The organism is Spirillospora sp. NPDC048824, assembly GCF_043198455.1.
In the GTDB taxonomy this organism is placed as follows: Bacteria; Actinomycetota; Actinomycetes; order Streptosporangiales; family Streptosporangiaceae; genus Spirillospora.
Genome location: NZ_JBICUS010000006.1, coordinates 246,985 through 263,633 on the forward strand (window position 1 = coordinate 246,985; position 16,649 = coordinate 263,633).

The 16,649-nt window shown below is 68.9% G+C and carries 20 protein-coding genes; 6 read left to right on the forward strand and 14 right to left on the reverse strand.

Annotated elements, in window-relative coordinates; genetic code table 11:
• Positions 1–124: 124 nt before the first annotated feature.
• The 6 genes from ACGFIS_RS14395 to ACGFIS_RS14420 form a co-directional block, all read right to left on the reverse strand.
• On the reverse strand, positions 125–988 hold the full coding sequence (locus ACGFIS_RS14395) for a M23 family metallopeptidase (RefSeq protein ID WP_392971004.1): 864 nt from the start codon (positions 986–988) through the stop codon (positions 125–127).
• Positions 989–1,004: 16 nt separating this feature from the next.
• Complete coding sequence (locus ACGFIS_RS14400; RefSeq protein ID WP_392911242.1) at positions 1,005–1,499, reverse strand: ArsR/SmtB family transcription factor; 495 nt, start codon at positions 1,497–1,499, stop codon at positions 1,005–1,007.
• Positions 1,500–1,578: 79 nt separating this feature from the next.
• A complete protein-coding gene (locus ACGFIS_RS14405; RefSeq protein WP_392911244.1) occupies positions 1,579–2,397 on the reverse strand; it encodes an SGNH/GDSL hydrolase family protein in 819 nt (272 codons plus the stop codon).
• A gap of 151 nt (positions 2,398–2,548) precedes the next feature.
• The gene (locus ACGFIS_RS14410; RefSeq protein ID WP_392971257.1) at positions 2,549–3,652 is read right to left on the reverse strand and encodes an ImmA/IrrE family metallo-endopeptidase; all 1,104 of its coding nucleotides are present in this window, start codon (positions 3,650–3,652) and stop codon (positions 2,549–2,551) included.
• 30 nt (positions 3,653–3,682) lie between these two features.
• Positions 3,683–4,012: a type II toxin-antitoxin system RelE/ParE family toxin gene (locus ACGFIS_RS14415; RefSeq protein ID WP_392911248.1), complete on the reverse strand. Its 330-nt coding sequence runs from the start codon at positions 4,010–4,012 to the stop codon at positions 3,683–3,685.
• A gap of 244 nt (positions 4,013–4,256) precedes the next feature.
• A complete protein-coding gene (locus ACGFIS_RS14420; protein ID WP_392911250.1) occupies positions 4,257–4,790 on the reverse strand; it encodes a GNAT family N-acetyltransferase in 534 nt (177 codons plus the stop codon).
• Positions 4,791–4,992: 202 nt separating this feature from the next.
• On the opposite strand from ACGFIS_RS14420, the gene ACGFIS_RS14425 reads away from it, so the two are divergent.
• Together ACGFIS_RS14425 and ACGFIS_RS14430 are read left to right on the forward strand one after the other, a co-directional pair.
• Positions 4,993–5,586 carry a TetR/AcrR family transcriptional regulator gene (locus ACGFIS_RS14425; RefSeq protein WP_392971007.1) on the forward strand — a complete coding sequence of 198 codons (594 nt, stop codon included), beginning with the start codon at positions 4,993–4,995 and terminating at the stop codon, positions 5,584–5,586.
• A 160-nt stretch (positions 5,587–5,746) separates the two neighbouring features.
• Entirely contained in the window at positions 5,747–7,327 is a 1,581-nt protein-coding gene (locus ACGFIS_RS14430; protein WP_392971010.1) for a GMC oxidoreductase, read from the forward strand.
• 73 nt (positions 7,328–7,400) lie between these two features.
• Here ACGFIS_RS14430 and ACGFIS_RS14435 read toward each other — a convergent pair whose 3' ends face one another.
• A complete protein-coding gene (locus ACGFIS_RS14435; protein ID WP_392911258.1) occupies positions 7,401–8,279 on the reverse strand; it encodes a hypothetical protein in 879 nt (292 codons plus the stop codon).
• Between the two features lie 103 nt (positions 8,280–8,382).
• Here ACGFIS_RS14435 and ACGFIS_RS14440 point away from each other — a divergent pair, with 103 nt between their 5' ends.
• From ACGFIS_RS14440 to ACGFIS_RS14450, 3 genes are all read left to right on the forward strand, one after another.
• The gene (locus tag ACGFIS_RS14440) at positions 8,383–8,862 is read left to right on the forward strand and encodes an RrF2 family transcriptional regulator (protein ID WP_392911260.1); all 480 of its coding nucleotides are present in this window, start codon (positions 8,383–8,385) and stop codon (positions 8,860–8,862) included.
• 75 nt (positions 8,863–8,937) lie between these two features.
• Positions 8,938–9,381, forward strand: coding sequence for a carboxymuconolactone decarboxylase family protein (locus ACGFIS_RS14445; RefSeq protein WP_392911262.1), 444 nt, complete (start codon positions 8,938–8,940; stop codon positions 9,379–9,381).
• 54 nt (positions 9,382–9,435) lie between these two features.
• Positions 9,436–10,173, forward strand: a complete 738-nt coding sequence (locus ACGFIS_RS14450) for a VOC family protein (RefSeq protein ID WP_392971013.1) — start codon at positions 9,436–9,438, stop codon at positions 10,171–10,173.
• A gap of 28 nt (positions 10,174–10,201) precedes the next feature.
• Here ACGFIS_RS14450 and ACGFIS_RS14455 read toward each other — a convergent pair whose 3' ends face one another.
• From ACGFIS_RS14455 to ACGFIS_RS14465, 3 genes are all read right to left on the reverse strand, one after another.
• A complete protein-coding gene (locus tag ACGFIS_RS14455) occupies positions 10,202–10,378 on the reverse strand; it encodes a DUF397 domain-containing protein (RefSeq protein WP_392971016.1) in 177 nt (58 codons plus the stop codon).
• A gap of 72 nt (positions 10,379–10,450) precedes the next feature.
• Positions 10,451–10,618 (reverse strand): hypothetical protein, encoded by a 168-nt coding sequence (locus ACGFIS_RS14460; protein WP_392911266.1) that lies wholly within the window; start codon positions 10,616–10,618, stop codon positions 10,451–10,453.
• A gap of 51 nt (positions 10,619–10,669) precedes the next feature.
• Entirely contained in the window at positions 10,670–11,203 is a 534-nt protein-coding gene (locus ACGFIS_RS14465) for a nuclear transport factor 2 family protein (RefSeq protein WP_392911268.1), read from the reverse strand.
• 106 nt (positions 11,204–11,309) lie between these two features.
• Here ACGFIS_RS14465 and ACGFIS_RS14470 point away from each other — a divergent pair, with 106 nt between their 5' ends.
• A complete protein-coding gene (locus ACGFIS_RS14470) occupies positions 11,310–12,281 on the forward strand; it encodes an alpha/beta fold hydrolase (protein WP_392911270.1) in 972 nt (323 codons plus the stop codon).
• Between the two features lie 55 nt (positions 12,282–12,336).
• On the opposite strand, the gene ACGFIS_RS14475 is transcribed toward ACGFIS_RS14470, so the two are convergent.
• The 4 genes from ACGFIS_RS14475 to ACGFIS_RS14490 form a co-directional block, all read right to left on the reverse strand.
• A complete protein-coding gene (locus ACGFIS_RS14475) occupies positions 12,337–12,807 on the reverse strand; it encodes a hypothetical protein (RefSeq protein WP_392911272.1) in 471 nt (156 codons plus the stop codon).
• Between the two features lie 578 nt (positions 12,808–13,385).
• Positions 13,386–14,546: a fumarylacetoacetase gene (gene fahA / locus ACGFIS_RS14480; protein ID WP_392911274.1), complete on the reverse strand. Its 1,161-nt coding sequence runs from the start codon at positions 14,544–14,546 to the stop codon at positions 13,386–13,388.
• A complete protein-coding gene (locus tag ACGFIS_RS14485) occupies positions 14,543–15,382 on the reverse strand; it encodes a hypothetical protein (protein WP_392971019.1) in 840 nt (279 codons plus the stop codon). The genes fahA and ACGFIS_RS14485 overlap by 4 nt, the downstream gene beginning before the upstream one ends.
• Positions 15,379–16,581, reverse strand: coding sequence for a homogentisate 1,2-dioxygenase (locus tag ACGFIS_RS14490; protein ID WP_392971022.1), 1,203 nt, complete (start codon positions 16,579–16,581; stop codon positions 15,379–15,381). Before ACGFIS_RS14490 ends, ACGFIS_RS14485 begins: the two co-directional genes overlap by 4 nt.
• Between the last annotated feature and the right edge of the window lie 68 nt (positions 16,582–16,649).

The window sequence follows — 16,649 nt, forward strand, 5'->3', positions numbered from 1 at the left end:
CATTGACGTTCCCTATGAAGGTTTGCCGACCTCACCCTCGGTAACGCGCGCTTCGCGTTGCGAAAGTCTCAAACCGCGGGCAAGGTCACGCGCTGCGTTTCGAGGAGCCGGCGTCCCCGCCGGATCAGGCCGGGGGGTTGCCGCCGGCGGTCGCCGGCTCTTGGTCCACGGAGGCGACGAAGGGCCGGCGTCCGCCGGGAACCCCCGTCCTGGTTTCGCCGCCGCTCTCGTACCGGAACGTGAACGGGAGCCCGGCGGCGGCCACGGGACGCGGACGGTCCATGAGGTGGAAGTGCAGGTGGGGCTCAGACGAGTTGCCGGAGTTGCCGACCTCGCCGAGCACGTCCCCGGTCCGAACCCGGTCGCCCTTCCTGACGCGGACGGACCCGCGCCGCACATGGGCGAACACCGCGTACACCCCGTCGCCGAGGTCCAGCACCACGGAGTTGCCGACGACGAACCGTCCCGCCGACAGTGTCAGGAAGGACAGCAACGCGCGGAAGACCATCCCTTCGACCATCAGGTAGAGGAACCCGGGCCACGAGTTGCGGCTCCAGTGGTCACGCTGCCACCCGCTGGCCTGGACGACGACGCCGTCGGCCGGGGCGAGGATCTCCTGCCCGAACGCGGGAAACGTCTCCGGCCGCGCCGCGAGCGGCCACCCGCGCATCGGCTGCCACCCCTCCGCCGGATCCGGCGCGTGCACGAGGTCGATCGCATACGTCTGCCCCAGCTCGTGGGTGCCGTGGCTGGGGACCTTGTCGGCGGGGCTGTTCACCGGGACCCAGCGTCCGCGCACCGGGCTGCGCACCACGACCGGCTCCCTTCCGGGTACGCCGCCCGGGATGAAGAACAGCACGAGGCCGCCGACGATCAGTGCGAGCCCGGCGTACGAGAGCGCGTCCGAGCCGTGCAGGGCTTCGCTGAACGTCAGCGCCATTCCCAGCAGGACGAACAGCGTCCGGAAGCGTGCGAGTGTCCTGTGCATCGTCCCTCCAAAGGGTTCAGCGGCGGGTCGCCGCGAGCACGGTGAGAATCGGCACCACCCGTTCACCGGGGACGCTGTACCGTCCCCGCGCCGTGGTGCGCAGCCAGCCGGCGGCCACCAGCTGGCGCAGATGGTGGTAGAGCTGCCCGGTCGTACCGACGTGGGCGCCCAGCTCGGCCGTCGTGCCGGCACCGTGCAGGATCTCCCGGAGCAGCAGCAGCCGCACCGGATGCGCCAGTGCCGACAGCGTCTCCGCCGCGCGCGACCAGTCGTCGGCCAGCAGGTCGTCCACCGGATGCCCCTGCTGCCACTCGTAGTGTTCGCCGGACGGCACCGTCACGGACCCGGTGAACAGCACGGCGCCGGGATCTTCGACGCGCCCCTTCAGGGCGTTCAGCGCCCAGAGCGCGTCCTCCGCCTTCGGCCCCTCGGCCGTCGCGTCCGCGCTCTCCAGCCGGGCCACGCGCTCCTCCAAGCGCCCGACCCGCTCCACCAGCTCGTCGTCTTCCACAACTCCAATACTACGTAACTACGTAATTTCCATCAAACGGCGCGGACGCCGCGAAGACGATCGACCCGCTGGAACGTCTCTAGGAGATGGCGCGCAGGAAGGTGTCGGCGATCCGCTGGTACCCGGCTGGTGTGGCGTGGCCGTCGTTGTGGCTGCACTGGTAGGTCCAGGCGCAGATGCGTGCCACGTTCAGCGGGATCGTCCCGTACGGGTCCATGGTGACCTGGGTGGCGAAGTCGTGGGTGGCGAACGTCGCCGCGACGTCCGCGATCCTGAACCCGCCGGCCAGGTAGACGCCTCGCTCCCAGGTGTTGAACACGTCCAGCAGCGGCACCGAGGCGATCGCCGTGGCCTGCCCGGCGGTACCGGACAGCCAGCCGGCCAGGCCGGGGTCGTAGTACGTCATCCCCGCGTAGACGGGGGAGTCGCCGCCGGCCAGCCGCAGCCTCGCGGTGATCTGCGGCAGGTTCGCGATGATCGCGCCCACGCCCTGCAAACCGCAGACGACATCGCCCTCCAGCAGGCAGCTCGTGTCGTTGGCGCCGATGTTCACGGTGACGTACCGCACCTGACCAGGATGCTTTTCGAGGAATGCGACCGCGGCGGCTATCTGGGAGCCCGTGGAGTAGGAACAGATCCCGCCGTTGAGCATCGTCGTGGTGGTCTCGCCCGGGCAGCCCATTTTCACCAGTTGAAGGTCGGGATGCTCCGCCTTCAGCGCGGCGTGAAGCCGGTCGGCATAGCCCTCGCCGGTAGGGCCCTGGCCTGGCTGGAAACCCACGGACAGCGAGTCGCCCAAGGCCAGGTAGTACTGCGGTCCAGCCGCATGGACGGGGGAACCGAGGCAGAGGACGACCATCACGGTGACGGCGAATGACGCGAATCGGGCCAGGCGCACGGGCGCTCCAGTGACTGGGGGACGAACACCAGGAAGCGTCTCGAATTATCACGACCGGACGCCGCCCTGTACATGCCGCCGCGTGAGCCTTCCCCCGCTCCACTCCTAACCCAACCCACACCAAGCGGTGAGCAAGCCTGGCACGACCTCGTCAGTCGCCCGACTCGGCCAGGTTGATGTCTTCTTTGAGCCCGTTGCCGACCTTGTATGTGAAGTGCCCCTCGTGCTGCATTCGGCCCACGACGATGCCCGGTGCGATACCGATTTCATCGGCGAATCGCTTCACATCGTCCAAGGTCTTGAGGCCAGGAAGAAGGGCTGCCTTCGCCGGTGGAATCAGGAGGTCCCGCGCGAACTCGTCCGCCTCCCGCTCGACGGGATCCTCGCGATCCGTGTCGCCCTCGATCCTGACCTCTTGCTTGCCGTGCCTGATGACGTGGCACAACTCGTGGAAGAACGTGAACCACAGTTGGTCGTTCTTCTTGTACCTGCCGCTGAGCATGACCATCGCCTTGGTGGGGGACAGCCACTTGGTGGCTCCGCAGGAGCGGGCACCGGTGATCTCGGGCACCACGACGACCGCGATTCCGTTGGCCGCACAGATGTCGCGGGTGAGCCGGAAGAACACCTCGGGCGGCTGGACGGTCAGTTGTCGCAGTCTCGGTAGAGCGGTCTCGATACCGGCCTTCGTGTACGGCTTGCATCGCACTTCCTGCGCCTTCAGTTCGCCGAGGCGAATCCACGCGGCGACGGCACCGGGGCCGGACTTGAACGCTTTGCTCTGCCGAAAGTTGACGGCGGTCGACTCGTACAGTTCCCGGTAGGTGTCCAGGTGCGCGACACCGAAGAATGTCAGAACCTGCTGGACGCGACTGCGTTCGTCCTTGGGGCCGTCCGGCAGGGCCCCCCGCTTGACCAGTTCTCGAACGGGGATCTCGTCCCTGACCCAGGAGGCGAGTTCGGCGAAGTCCTCGCGCTGACGCAGACGGCTCACGGTGGTCTGGTAGTCGGCCTCCAGCCGGTTCCACATCCGCGCGGGCATTCCGGTCACCAGTTCCAGGCGGGCCGCCACGTCCGGCGAAAGCGGAACCAGGCCCTGGATCAACTGATTGACATGCTTGGGGGTGAGGGCGAGGCGAACGGCCAGCTGCCGCTGCGTCATGTCCAGGTCGCCCAGAAACTCGCGGATCGTTTCGCCCGGCGGCGTGGCGTAGTCCGGCTCGGCGGCGGGATGCAACTCAGGGGGCGTCGCCATGGTCCTCACTCCCTTCCGAATTTCACCTGATCAACCCTGGTGGTAGTCGATGATCTCAACGACCAGCGCGGCCGTGTCATCCGGGATCTCTTGATCCTTTCTCTCCTCGTCCGTCATCAACCGGAAGACCAGCCGCAACCCGCCGTGCAAGCGGAAGGCGAAGCAGTCCCTGTAGTACTCGCCGTTGAGCGGATGGCAGTGGCCTGGTGCCCGCATGAGGTCGTCGATGGAGTCGGCAGCGTCCAGCGTTCGAAGCCGTGCCGCGATCCGTTTGGCGCACACGGCACCGTAGGTCTTGCGAAGAGCCCGGTCGGACGCGCAGAGGTCGCGCAGGTCCGGGTCCGCATACCGCACCTCCAATCGCGTCCGCCCTCCTTCAGTATTAACCAATCAGGTAAACGCTGAATCCTCGCGCGGGAAGAACTTTGCCACAGTCGGAGACGTGATCGCTTGCCGGAGGGATGTGGAGGCGCGAGTGCGCTGGGACATTGCGGTCAAGGTTCACAAACCGATGGCTGGATGTCCGGATCCGGACAGGCGACCTTCAGGAGACAGCGGGTCCGTACCGGCGGGCTCGACTGTTGCGGTGCGGGACGGTGGCAGGTCAGGTGAGTTTCTTCACCAGGAGTTCGAATTCCAGGTCGTCGCGCTTCGGGAGGCCGAATCGCTCGTCGCCGTACGGGAACGGGCTCGTCTCACCCGTCCGGGTGTAGCCGCGCCGGACGTACCAGGCGATGAGCTCCTCGCGAGCGGTGATCACCGTCATGTGCATCTCGTCCGCGCCCCATTCTTCGCGCGCCAGCCGCTCGGCCTCGGCGAGGACCCGCCTGCCGAGGCCGCCGCCCTGGAGGGTGGGGGAGACGGCGAACATGCCGAAATAGGCGTGGCCGTCGCGGTTCTCCAGCTGGCAGCAGGCGACCAGGGCGCCGTCCACCTCGGCGAGGAGCATCCGGCCGGCGGTGTCGTTCACCACGGCGGCGACGCCCTCGGGGTCGGTGCGCTGGCCGCCGAGGATGTCGGCCTCGGTCGTCCACCCGGCCCGGCTCGCGTCGCCGCGGTAGGCGCTCTCGATGAGCGTCACGAGGGCGGGGACGTCGGCCGCGGCGGCCGTCCGGAAAGTCGGCTCAATGGGATCCATCGAGACGAAACTAGCGCAGGCCGCGTGGTGCGCCGCCCGCCGGCCCGGAAGCGCGTCGAACAGGGCCGACGCGAGAGAGGGTGGATCATCGCGGTGGCCGTTACCATCGCGAGGGGCGGGGTCGCGAGGCTGCGGGGGCCCGGCTCCCGAGAGTGCGGCCGGCCGGGACCGGCCTGGTGCCGGTGCGAGAGCTGGGAGTCGGATGGCGGGCAAGGAGCAGCGGGGCGGCGCGGCGCCGGAGCGGGTGCTGTCCGCCGCCCTGAACCTGTTCTCCCGGCATGGTGTGAGCGGGACGTCCCTGCAGATGATCGCGGACGAGCTGGGAGTGACCAAGGCCGCCGTCTACCACCGGTTCCAGAGTAAAGAGGAGATCGTCTGGGCGGTGGTCGCGCCGGCGCTGGAGCGGCTCGCGGAGGTGGCGCGTGAAGCGGAAGCGCAGCCACGGCGTTCCCGGCAGGTCGGGACCGCCCTGGCGGGCGTGGTGGACCTGGTGGTGGAGCACCGGCGAGTGAGCGCCATCATCCTGACCGATCCCGCTGTCAGCAGGCTCGTTCGCGGGCATCCCGTCCTGTACGCGCTGGAGGAGCGCATCAACCGCGTTCTCGCCGGCCCGGAGCCGGACGCCGAAACGCTCGTCGGCGCCGCCATGCTCAGCGGGGGGCTGATGGCGGCCGGTCTGGATCCCCGGCTGGCCGACCTGGACGATGACACCCTGCGCCGCCATCTGCTGGACACCGCTCGCCGGCTGATGCGTCTGCGACCCCTTCCCCGCGCACGCACCGCGGCGGAGTTCTGATAGCCGATCGGCTATCGATTTACTAGCCGATCGGCTAGACGTTGGGGAGTCGGCTCGGTTACGCTCCTCCGCGTTGTGACCCGCCGGTAACCCACTGATCGGTGCCCATGTGAAGGCCTCGGGCACTGACCTTCCGCTCCCTGCCCGAACTGGAGGGCCCATGTCCGCGTTGAGCCGCCGTTCCCTGCTCGCCGGCGCCGCCGCCACCGCAGGGCTGGCCGCCGTCGGGCCGCCGCCCGTCCACGCCGCCGCGCGGCGCCGGGTGCCGGTGACGCGCGAGGAGCATCGCGTCGTGATCATCGGCTCCGGCTTCGGAGGGGGTGTGACGGCCCTCCGGTTCGCGCAGGCCGGGGTGCCGTGCCTGGTCCTGGAACGCGGCGTGTGGTGGCGCACCGGGCCGAACGCCGAGACGTTTCCGCACGCCATGTCCCCCGACCGGCGCATGTTCTGGCTGGGATCGACCCCGACGATCCTCGGTGTCCCGGTACGGCCCTTCCCGCCGTACACCGGGCTTCTCGAGCAGGTCCCCGGCAACGGAATGGACATGATCGTCGCAGCGGGCGTCGGCGGAGGATCACTGGTCTACCAGGGCATGACCCTCCAGCCCTCCGAGAGCGTGTTCAACGCCACGCTGCCCGAACAGCTCGACTACACCCGGATGGACCGCGTCCACTACCGGCGCGTCGCGCGCATGCTGCGCATCGAAACGGCGCCGGACGCCCTGGTGAACAGCGGCACCTACAAGGCGTCGCGGATCTTCGCCCGGAACGTCGAACGAGCGGGCCACCCCCTGTCGAAGATCCCGATGCCGATCGACTGGGACTTCGCACTGCGCGAGCTGAAGGGGGAGATGAAGCCGTCCTACACCAACGGCGACTGCGCCCTCGGCGTCAACAACGGCGGCAAGCACTCGGTCGACGTCACCTACATCGCCGCGGCGCTGGCCACCGGCCGGGTGACCGTCGCGACGCGGCACAACGTGACCGACGTCGCCATGACGGGGGACGGCCGCTGGCAGGTCTTCGTCGACCGCATCGGCACCGACGGGACCGTGCTCGAGAAGAAGATCATCACCACGAAGGGCCTGGTCATGGCGGCCGGTACCGCCAACACCACCAGGTTGCTGATGCGTGCGTCGGCCAAGGACCAGATCCCGGACATGCCCGACGGCCTGGGCACCGGCTGGGGCTCGAACGGCGACCGCATCTACGTCTGGACGAACTTCGCGGACGAGTTCGGCATGCCCCAGGGCGGGCCCGTCGTCTACGGCAGCAAGGAGTGGAGCGACCCCGCGTACGCCAACACGGTCATCCAGGCGTCCCTCCCGCCGCTGCCCGACATCAGGTCCACCATGATCGTCGGTTATGGCGTGAGCTCCGGCCGGGGCCGGTTCGTCTACGACTCCGCCAAGGACGACGCCGTGCTCCACTGGCCCCGCGACGCCGACGCCGCGCTGGCCGAACGCATCCACCAGCGGGTCGCGGACATCGCCGGCCCGGCGTCCCTGCTCATCGACACGACCGCGGCCTACCCCTCCACCTGGCACCCGCTGGGTGGAGCCTCGATGGGGACGGTGTGCGACCTCGCCGGCCGGGTCCGGGGACACCGCGGCCTCTACGTGCTGGACGGCGCGCTGATACCCGGCACCACCGCGGGCTGCAACCCCTCGATGACGATTGCCGCGGTGGCCGAACGCGCGACCGACGAGCTCATCGCCCGCGACGCGGGCGTGGTCTTCTGACCTGACGCCGCGGCGCGTACGACCGCGGGCAGCGGAGAAGCCGCACCGCGGAAGTCGCCGGCGGCGCTGCCGGTCATTGGCAGTGGAACGTCACCGGGTGCCGGTGGTCGGCGGAGCAGCCGAAGAAGCCGCCATGGCTGTAGCGGCCGATCTCCAGGCCGGTCGGTTCCTTGGCGGCCCAGTAGGCGTCGTCGGCGCCGCTGTCGAGGTCGGCGTCCTCGATGGGCCTCCAGCGGGGCGGGCCGCCGTCGTGGTCGGACTCGCCGCCCCATTCGGAGCTGTCGAGTTGCAGGATCAGGTGGGCGGGAGCGCCGCACTGCCCGCACGTCGGCGGGTCGCCCATGTCGGTGACTTCCCAGGACATGCCGCCGCCCAGTTTGCAGCCGGACGCGATCGACAGGCCGTACTGGTACGCGGGATAGTCCGTCCTCCAGTCTTCGAGTGCGTCCCGGAGCTCCCGGGGGAGCTCTTCGTGGTACGGGTACTCGGTGATCGGCTCAGGGTCGAGGACGCAAGGGGTCGGGACCAGCCACTCCGCTTCGACCATGTGAGGCGCCGGTGGGTCGGCGAGGACCGCGGTGACGTCGGCCGCGCGGCGCCATCGCACACTGATCGTTTCGTCCGGCCAATAGGCGTCGTGGTTGGGGCACCACAGGATCTGCAGAAGATCGCTTCCCTGCGGGAACGGGTAGGCGGTGACGTCGGCCGCGTACACCTGCGCGATCGGCACCATCGCGACCGGCGCCTGGGGGGACCCCCCACGGCCGTGCTGCTGGTCGCAAAAGGGCCAGGGCTCGTCGGCGGGCCACCGCAGCGGCCCCCCGATGCTGCTGTCGTCCGGGGTCGGGTTGCCTCGCCGAGGATGCAGGCGGACGGCGGTACGTGCGTAAGCGGCCAGCCCGGGAATGTCTTCGGTGATGTCCATGATCGGCGGACGAGTCGTGTGCGGCATGCGGACATCTTCGTACCCGGCCCCGACAGAACGGTCTGGTCCCTGAGCCTGGGTGCCGGAGTTGCGGGATACATCCTGGATGTTTAATATCCAGATTGTGCGGATGAGTGAAGGCGTCGAGTGGGCGCTCCACAGCTGCCTCAACCTGACCTGGCTGGAGCCGGGTGAGGCGGTGACGGCGGCGCGGCTGGCGAAGTTCTACGAGCTGCCCGCGGCCTACCTGAACAAGCAGCTGCAGGCGCTCGCCCGCGCCGGGATCCTCGCCTCCACGCCGGGGCCGCGGGGCGGCTTCCGGCTCGCACGAAGGGCGGAGGACATCACGATGATGGACGTGGTGACCGCGATCGAGGGATCGGACGGCGCGTTCCGCTGCGAGGAACTCGTCCGGCGGGGGCCGGGGGACCATGAGGGCGTCGACTACCGCCAGACCTGCGCCGTCTCCCAGAGCATGCGGCGGGCGGAACTCGCCTGGCGGAGGGAACTCGCCGGAGTGACCATCGCCGACCTCAAGAAGACCGTGGAGCGGCGGAACCCGGCCGTGCCCGGCAACACCCGCAACGGGTTCGCGAACCTGCGCACCTGATCTCCTGTTCTGCCCCACCCGGACCGTCGTCCATCCCAATTCTAGATATCCAACGTCCAGATCAAGGAGAGCATCATGCAAGCACGTATGAACATCGCGAAGACCGCCGCCGCCGGATACAAGGCGATGTTCGCCCTGGAGTCGTACGTCGCGGGCAGCGGCCTCCCGCAGACCACCCTGTACCTGGTCAAGCTGCGGGTCAGCCAGATCAACGGCTGCGCGTTCTGCGTGAACATGCACGCCCGTGACGCGAAGAAGGCCGGTGAGACCGACGAACGGCTCTGGTCGGTGGCGGCCTGGCGCGAGGCGCCCTTCTACACCGACGAGGAGCGGGCGGCGCTCGCGCTGGCCGAGGCGTCCACGCGGATCGCCGACAACCCGGCCGGGGTTCCGGACGACGTCTGGAACGAGGCCGCCGACCACTACGACGAGGAGTCCCTCGCCGGCCTGGTCATGGCGATCACCGCCATCAACGCCTGGAACCGCATCAGCGTCACCGTCCGCAACCCCGCCGCCTGATCCGGAACCGCCATGCCGCACTCCATCACCGGCCCCCGCCTATGATCGGGCGGCATGGTGCTACGGCTTGTTCAGGTGAACGTCAAGGCTCGCGATGACGCGGCGCTCGGCCGGTTCTGGGCGGAGGCGTTCGGCTGGGACGTCTCCAGCGAGGGACCCGGTGTGACCAACCTCGAACCAGAGGGCGTCGACTGGCCGGACCCCGCCGCCTTCTACATGGATCTCGTCTCCGTCCCGGATCCCGAAACGGTGAAGTACCGGGTGCACCTCGATCTGGCCACCACCTCGGCGGCCCATCAGGCGGAGTTGGTCGCGCGCCTGAAGGACCTCGGTGCGACGCCCGCGGATGTGGGCCAGGGCGACGTCCCGTGGACGGTTCTGGCCGACCCGGAGGGCAACGTGTTCTGCGTCCTGGAGCCGCGGGAGATGTACCGGGACACCGGGCCGATAGCCGCGGTGGTGGTCGACTGCGCCGATCCGCGTGCCATGGCCCGGTTCTGGGACCAGACGTTGAACTGGACCCTCCACGAAGTGACCGACGATCATGCGGTGCTGCGTTCCGCCGACGGTCCCGGGCCGTATCTGGAGTTCCTCCGCAAATCCGGCGCGAGGGCATGGTGGAACCGCGTCCATCTCGACCTGCTGCCGGATCCCATCGATGACAAGGAGGCGGAGGTGACCCGGCTGCGGGCTCTCGGCGCCGCCGACATCGACCTTGGCCAGGGCGACGTTCCGTGGACGGTTCTGGCCGACCCGGAGGGCAACGAGTTCTGCGTCCTCGGCCGCCACTGACCCTCTCGACCAAGGCTCCTTCGGTGGGCTATTCGTTTCGCCTCAGTTGGACGAGGAGGTCGGCGAAGGCCCGGGAGGTGAGGGTGAGGTGACCGGCGTCGGGCGCCTTGCTGTCCCTGATGGCGATGGCCTGGGGGAGTGAGGCCAGTTCCACGCAGTTGCCGTGGTCTTCTGACCGCGTGGACTTGCGCCACTTGATGATCATGAGAACGAGTCCAGTGTCTTGGCGATGAAGGCTCGGGATGCCTCGACGGTCAGTGAGGACATACCGATTTGGTCATACCGTATCGCCTGTTCCTGGATATTCGATCGGGCTTCCCGTCAACCCGGTCAGGCGCGTGACCATCTCGCTCTGCCGGGCGCTCTTCGCGGGGTTCAGCATCAGGTCGGTGCCGAACGCGATGTTCACACCGTGGTCGAGAGCCCACCGGAAGGTGCGCTCCACTCCCTTGCACACCTGGCGGTTCTTCTCGGCCGAGGCCGTTTAGAAAAACGTTTACAGGCCGCGGGAATCCTGCTGCTCGATGCGGCAGCCGTCGCCGATCGGACGGGTGATCGCCCAGAAACGGCGGAAATGGCATTTCGACATTTTCCAGCGGCCGTCCTCGACCACGTACTCGTCGTCGTACTCGCCGGTGCTGACCGTCTCGGTGCTGTCGAGCATGTTCACCTGGCGGAACTTCAGCGTCCAGCGGCCCGAGGCCCGGTCTTCGCCGTGGACGGTGATGTCCGGGTGCATTCCGTGATGCATGTCGAGGATCACGTGCTTCCCGTCGACCTGCCGCAGGGCGATCCGCTCGAACACCTCGGCGATGCCGTCCGCGTCGTCGAAGGTTCCGAGGCGGTCGAAGTCGATCGAGGCGCCGGACGCGATGAAGCAGGCCCGGAACTCCTTCGGGTCCTTGGTGTCGCAGGCCCGCAGGTAGCGATGCTTGAGGGCCTTGATCTCCTCGATGGCCTCCAACCGGGCGATGCGCGCGGCGAGGTCGGGGCTCGGTGGCTGCGGCATGGTGGCTCGACCCTCCGCCATGGGGGACGTCCCGTCCAGCGATGTCCCGGTGAACGGGAAGGCCGGCCACCGCACCGGGACCGGACGCCGATGATCGTTGCATCTGACTCCGGCGGAAGAGGTCGGCATGAGCCCTGGAGAAGGCCGCCACCACCTGGTGGACGCCGGTGACATCGCCCTTCACGTGGTCGAGCAGGGGCAGGGGCTCCCGGTGGTGATGTGCCATGGCTTCCCGGGCCTCTGGTACAGCTGGCGGCATCAGCTTCCGGCGCTGGCGGCGGCCGGGTACCGGGCCATCGCGGTCGACATGCGCGGGTACGGGCGGAGCGGCCGTCCCGCCTCGCCGGCGAGCTATGACCGGCGGCATACGGTGGCCGACATGGTCGGACTCCTGGACGGGCTGGGCATCGGCGATGCCGTCTTCGCCGGACACGACTTCGGGGCCGCCCTCGTCTGGGACCTGCCCCAGTGGGCTCCGGGACGGGTCAAAGCGCTGATGCAGCTCAGCGTCCCGCGCATGCCCGTTTCGGGGCGTCCGCCTACCGAGCTGTATGCGCGGATGGCCGAAGAGCACTTCGTCCACGTCCACTACTTCCAGGAGGAGGGGCCCGCCGATGAGGAACTGGGCTCCGACCCAGAGCGCTTCCTGGCGAACGTGTTCTGGGCGCTCAGCGGCGGATACCGGTACCTCGACATCTGGCGGCACTCAAGCGAAGGCAACGGATACCTCGACGTCTTGCCGGAAGCCCCACCCCTGCCATGGCCGTGGTTGTCGCGGGACGAGTTCGCCTACTACGTGGACGAGTTCCGCCGGACGGGCTTCACCGGCGGCCTCAACTGGTACCGCGCCTACGACCACGTCTGGAACGAGAAGCAGACGCGTCCGGACGAGCCCGTCACCGTCCCGACGATGTTCCTCGTGGGGGAGCGTGACCCCGTCCTGCAGATGATGGGTTCCGGTGCGTTGAACCAGATGGAGGAGCTGGTGCCGGGGCTCCGGCGAACCCACGTCATCGACGGAGCCGGACATTTCGTGCAGATGGAGGCCGCCGGCGAGGTCAGCGCCGCCATGATCGCTTTCCTTGCGGGCCTGGGGTAGGCCGGCGCCGAAAGGGTGGCGCGGCCCATGGCCGGCCGCGACCGGAGCCGCCGGGTCAGCAGGGGCCGTCGTTGAGTGACGTGATGATCGGATTGTTGAAGGGCTGGTCACCGCGGTGGTGCGGCTGGTTGTCGAACGTGAGGGTGAGGCAGACGGGGTTCTCGCCCTTGCGGTTCGTCAGTTCGTACTGGTCGTCGCCGACGGCACGAATCTTCACTTTGCCGTCGCCTTCGGCTTGCACGACCTCGTTGAGGTCGGATGTCGAGCCGAACGACGAGCGGAGATCGGCGATCGTGCCCTGGTCCAGGCGGGTCTCCAGGGTTTGTGCGACCACCCTCACTCGCGCGGTGGAGTAGTCGTTCGCGTTGTCGGCGGCCTTCACGATGCCCGCGATGCCCAGGAACATGATGGCGATCACGAAGAACGCGACGCGCTGCATACCGAGTGCGGTGTCGGACGGCTCGTTGGCCTCCGGATTCCGGTATCGCCAAGCGGTGGTCTTCCACCAGACCTTCTGCTGGTCCATGCATCCGAGGACGACCAAGCCGGCCGCGATGACCAGAGCGAGGATGAACAGAGCGGTCACGGCCGGCCCTCCCGTTGGTGGTTACACCGCAGGGACGCCGCGGAGCGCGATCCGGTTCCGTCAACGCGGCCTGTCCACCGGTAGCAGCCGGGGAGGAGGGCAGCCCTCGAAGGGAAGTCCGGATCTCGGCCTCGACCTCGTCGGCGGCTCCGATCGGCCGCAGGACGATGCCAGAACTGCTTCGATCGAGGAAGAGAAGCAGGGGGATCATGCCGCCGAGGTTTCCCGGCTCGCTGCAGGCTTTCCCGGATTGTCCCAGCATCGTCGCCCATGCCGAGCCTCTCGGGTACGGCGTCGAGTTCGCAACCGTCCCGGCTGCGCCGGGACGGTCCTGACCGAGTCCAGATTCCTCCCCGGCCTGAACTGAAGGCCGGAGCATCCTCCGGAGGATTAGGTGACGTGGGCTTACCTTCCCTCTCGCACGCCCAGGGCACCTGTTGAATTCAAGAAGCGGTCGACTTTGCGTCCTTATGTCGGTCCGGCTCCGGGGTCGGTCGCACAGAGGTGCGGTCTTTCCGTCAGCGGGCGGGGAGGATGTGGCCCTGGACGTCGCCGAAGCCGATGCGGGTGCCGGGCGGGCCCGGGGCGGTGGCGGAGATGGCCACCTCGTCGCCGTCCTCCAGGAATGTGCGGGGTTCGCCGTTGACCTCGACCGGTTCCTTGCCGCCCCAGGTGAGTTCGATGAAGGCGCCGCGCTGGTCTTTGGCCGGGCCGGAGACCGTCCCGGACGCGTACAGGTCACCGGTGCGGGACGAGGCGCCGTTCACCGTCATGTGCGCGAGCATCTGGGCCGGTGACCAGTACATCTCCCGGTAGGGCGGACGGGAGACGACCTGCCCGTTCCACGTGACCTCCAGGGAGAGGTCGAGGCCCCACGGGTTCTTCTCGCGCAGGTACGGGAGGGGTTCGGGGTCCTGCGGCGGGGTGGGGACCCGGGCGGCCTCCAAGGCGAGGAGGGGGACGACCCAGTGCGAGACGGATGTCGCGAAGCTCTTGCCCAGGAACGGGCCGAGCGGCACGTACTCCCATGCCTGGATGTCGCGTGCCGACCAGTCGTTGACGAGGACGACGCCGAAGACGTGTTCGGAGAAGTCGTCCGTGGTGACCGGGGTACCGAGCGGGGAGCCGGTGCCGACGACGAAGCCGACCTCGGCCTCGATGTCCAGGCGGCGCGATTCGCCGAAGTCGGGGGCGGTCTCGCCCTTGCGCTGGCCGGTGGGCCGGACGATGCCGGTCCCGGACGGCACGACCGTCCCCGCGCGGCCGTGGTAGCCGACGGGGAGGTGTTTCCAGTTCGGCATGAGCGGTTCGGCGCCGGGGCGGAAGAGGCGCCCGAGGTTGGACGCGTGGTGCTCGGACGCGTAGAAGTCGACGTAGTCGGCCACCTCGAACGGCATGTGCATGGTGACCGCGTCGACGGGGTGGGTGGCCGCGTCCGGCACGTCTTCGGAGACGAGGTCGAGGATCTGTTCGCGGACCTCGACCCAGCGCTCGTGCCCCTGCGCCATGAAGGGGTTGAGGGACGGCGCGGCGAAGACGTCGTCCAGGACGGTGAGGTCCACGACCGTGTCGGCCACGCGGACGCCTGCGCGGGGGGCCGTCCCAGGCGTGGAGAACACGCCGTAGGGGAGGTTGGCGAGCCCGAAGAGGGAGTCCTCGGGGATCGCGATGCGGGTCATCGGGAGGTCTCCTGGAGCGCGGACGCGAGCAGCCCGAGGTCCGCGAGTTCGGTGAGGGGGTCGGTGATGCTGCACGTCCCGAAGGACTGGAAGTACGCGCGGGCGGCGACCGTCCTGCGGTCGCCGAGCCGCGCCACGCGGGACGCGACGGACCGGGCGTCGCGGTCGGCGAGGATGGCGGCGAGGTCGCCCACCGGGCGGCCGTCGAGGGCGGCGTCGGTCGCGAGCAGCAGGTTGAGGAAGCCGTGCTGGTGGAAGCCGGTCTCCCGGTCGGTGTTGCGGACGGGGTGGTGGAGCCCCGCGGTCGCCTTGAACGGGACGCCGGCGTCCACCACGGCGAGGATCGCGGCGGCGAGTTCGTCGGGGCCCGGGTACAGGTTGGCCTTCACGCCTCCGGTGCGGAACTTCGCGCGGTGCCCGCGGGCGGCGATCGCGGAGATCATCGCGGGGCGGCGGGCGTCCCTCGGCACCTCGACGTAGAGGGGGACGTCGACGCGGCCGAGCACGCGGAAGAACTCGTCCGGCCCCATCCCGGTGGGGACGGCGACCTCCAGCCCGCGCAGGTCGAGGGGCAGGTCGGCGGCGGTCACGAGCGCCTTGGCCGCCTCGCACGGCCCGCCCGGCGCCGTGATCGACAGGTCGAACGGATCATTGTCGGTGAGCAGCCGGTCGAGTTCCCTCAGCGCGGTGGCCGGGAGGACGAGGGGGCCGACGAGCGCCGCGTACGGGGCCGACCGGTGGTGGCGGTGGGCCGGGACGGCTTCGGCGAGCGGCGCGAGGCCCGGCGGGAACACGGCCGCGTCGTCGCAGAGGCCGAGGGCGAACGCGGGGATCATGGCCGCCTCGCCCACGTCCAGGCGTAGGCCTCGTCTTCGCAGGCCAGGGCACCTTCGCCGAGTTCGAGTGGGTGGAACGTGTCGACCATGACGGCCAGCTCGTCGAAGAACTCGACGCCGATGCTGCGCTCGTACGCGCCGGGCTGCGGGCCGTGCGCGAGGCCGCCGGGGTGGACGGAGACGGAGCCCTGCGCGATGCCGGAGCCCTTGCGGGCCTCGTAGTCGCCGCCGCAGTAGAACATGATCTCGTCGGAGTCCACGTTGGAGTGGTAGTAGGGCACCGGGATCGACAGCGGGTGGTAGTCGACCTTGCGGGGGACGAAGTTGCACACGACGAAGTTGTGCCCCTCGAACACCTGGTGTGCGGGCGGCGGCTGGTGGACGCGGCCGGTGATGGGCTCGTAGTCGTGGACGCTGAACGTGAACGGGTACAGGCAGCCGTCCCAGCCGGCGACGTCGAACGGGTGCCGGGCGTAGGTCATGCGGGTCCCGGTGATGCCGCGTGAACCGCGGTGCTTGACCAGGACGTCGACGTCCGTGCCGTCGGACTGGAGGGGTTCGCCTGGGCCGTGCAGGTCGCGTTCGCAGTACGGGGAGTGCTCAAGGAACTGGCCGTAGCGCGACAGGTAGCGCTTCGGCGGCGCGATGTGCCCCACGGCCTCGATCGCGTAGGCGCGGAGGGGCTGGTCTCCGGTGGGCAGCCAGCGGTGGGTCGTGGACGTCGGGATGATGACGTAGTCGCCCTGCTTGGCCGACAGCGTCCCGAAGACGGTCTCGACCGTGGCGGTCCCGGACTCGATGTAGACGATCTCGTCGCCGGTCGCGTTGCGGTACAGCGGCGAGTCGGCGGCGGACACGACGTACGACAGGCGGACGTCGCTGTTGCCGAGGATGAGACGCCGCCCCGTGACCGCGTCGGTCTCGGCCCACGTCTCCTTGGGGAAGAGCTCGTGCAGCTTGAGGTGGCGGGGCTTGAGCGGATGATTCGGTGTCGTGGAGGCGTCCGGTATCTCCCATGCCTGCGAGTCGACGATCGCTGACGGGATCTCCCGGTGGTACAGGAGGGACGAATCGGACGAGAAGCCCTCCTCGCCCATCAGTTCCTCGAAGTAGAGCCGCTCGCCGCCGTCCCCATCGCTGTGGCGATGCTGGGTGTGGCGTTTCGGCGGGACGTGGCCGACCCGGCGGTAGTGGGCCATGCTCCTTCGCCTCCGATGATTAACGCATTAACTACTTTGTGCCGACACTACGACTCTTCTTCCGTCCA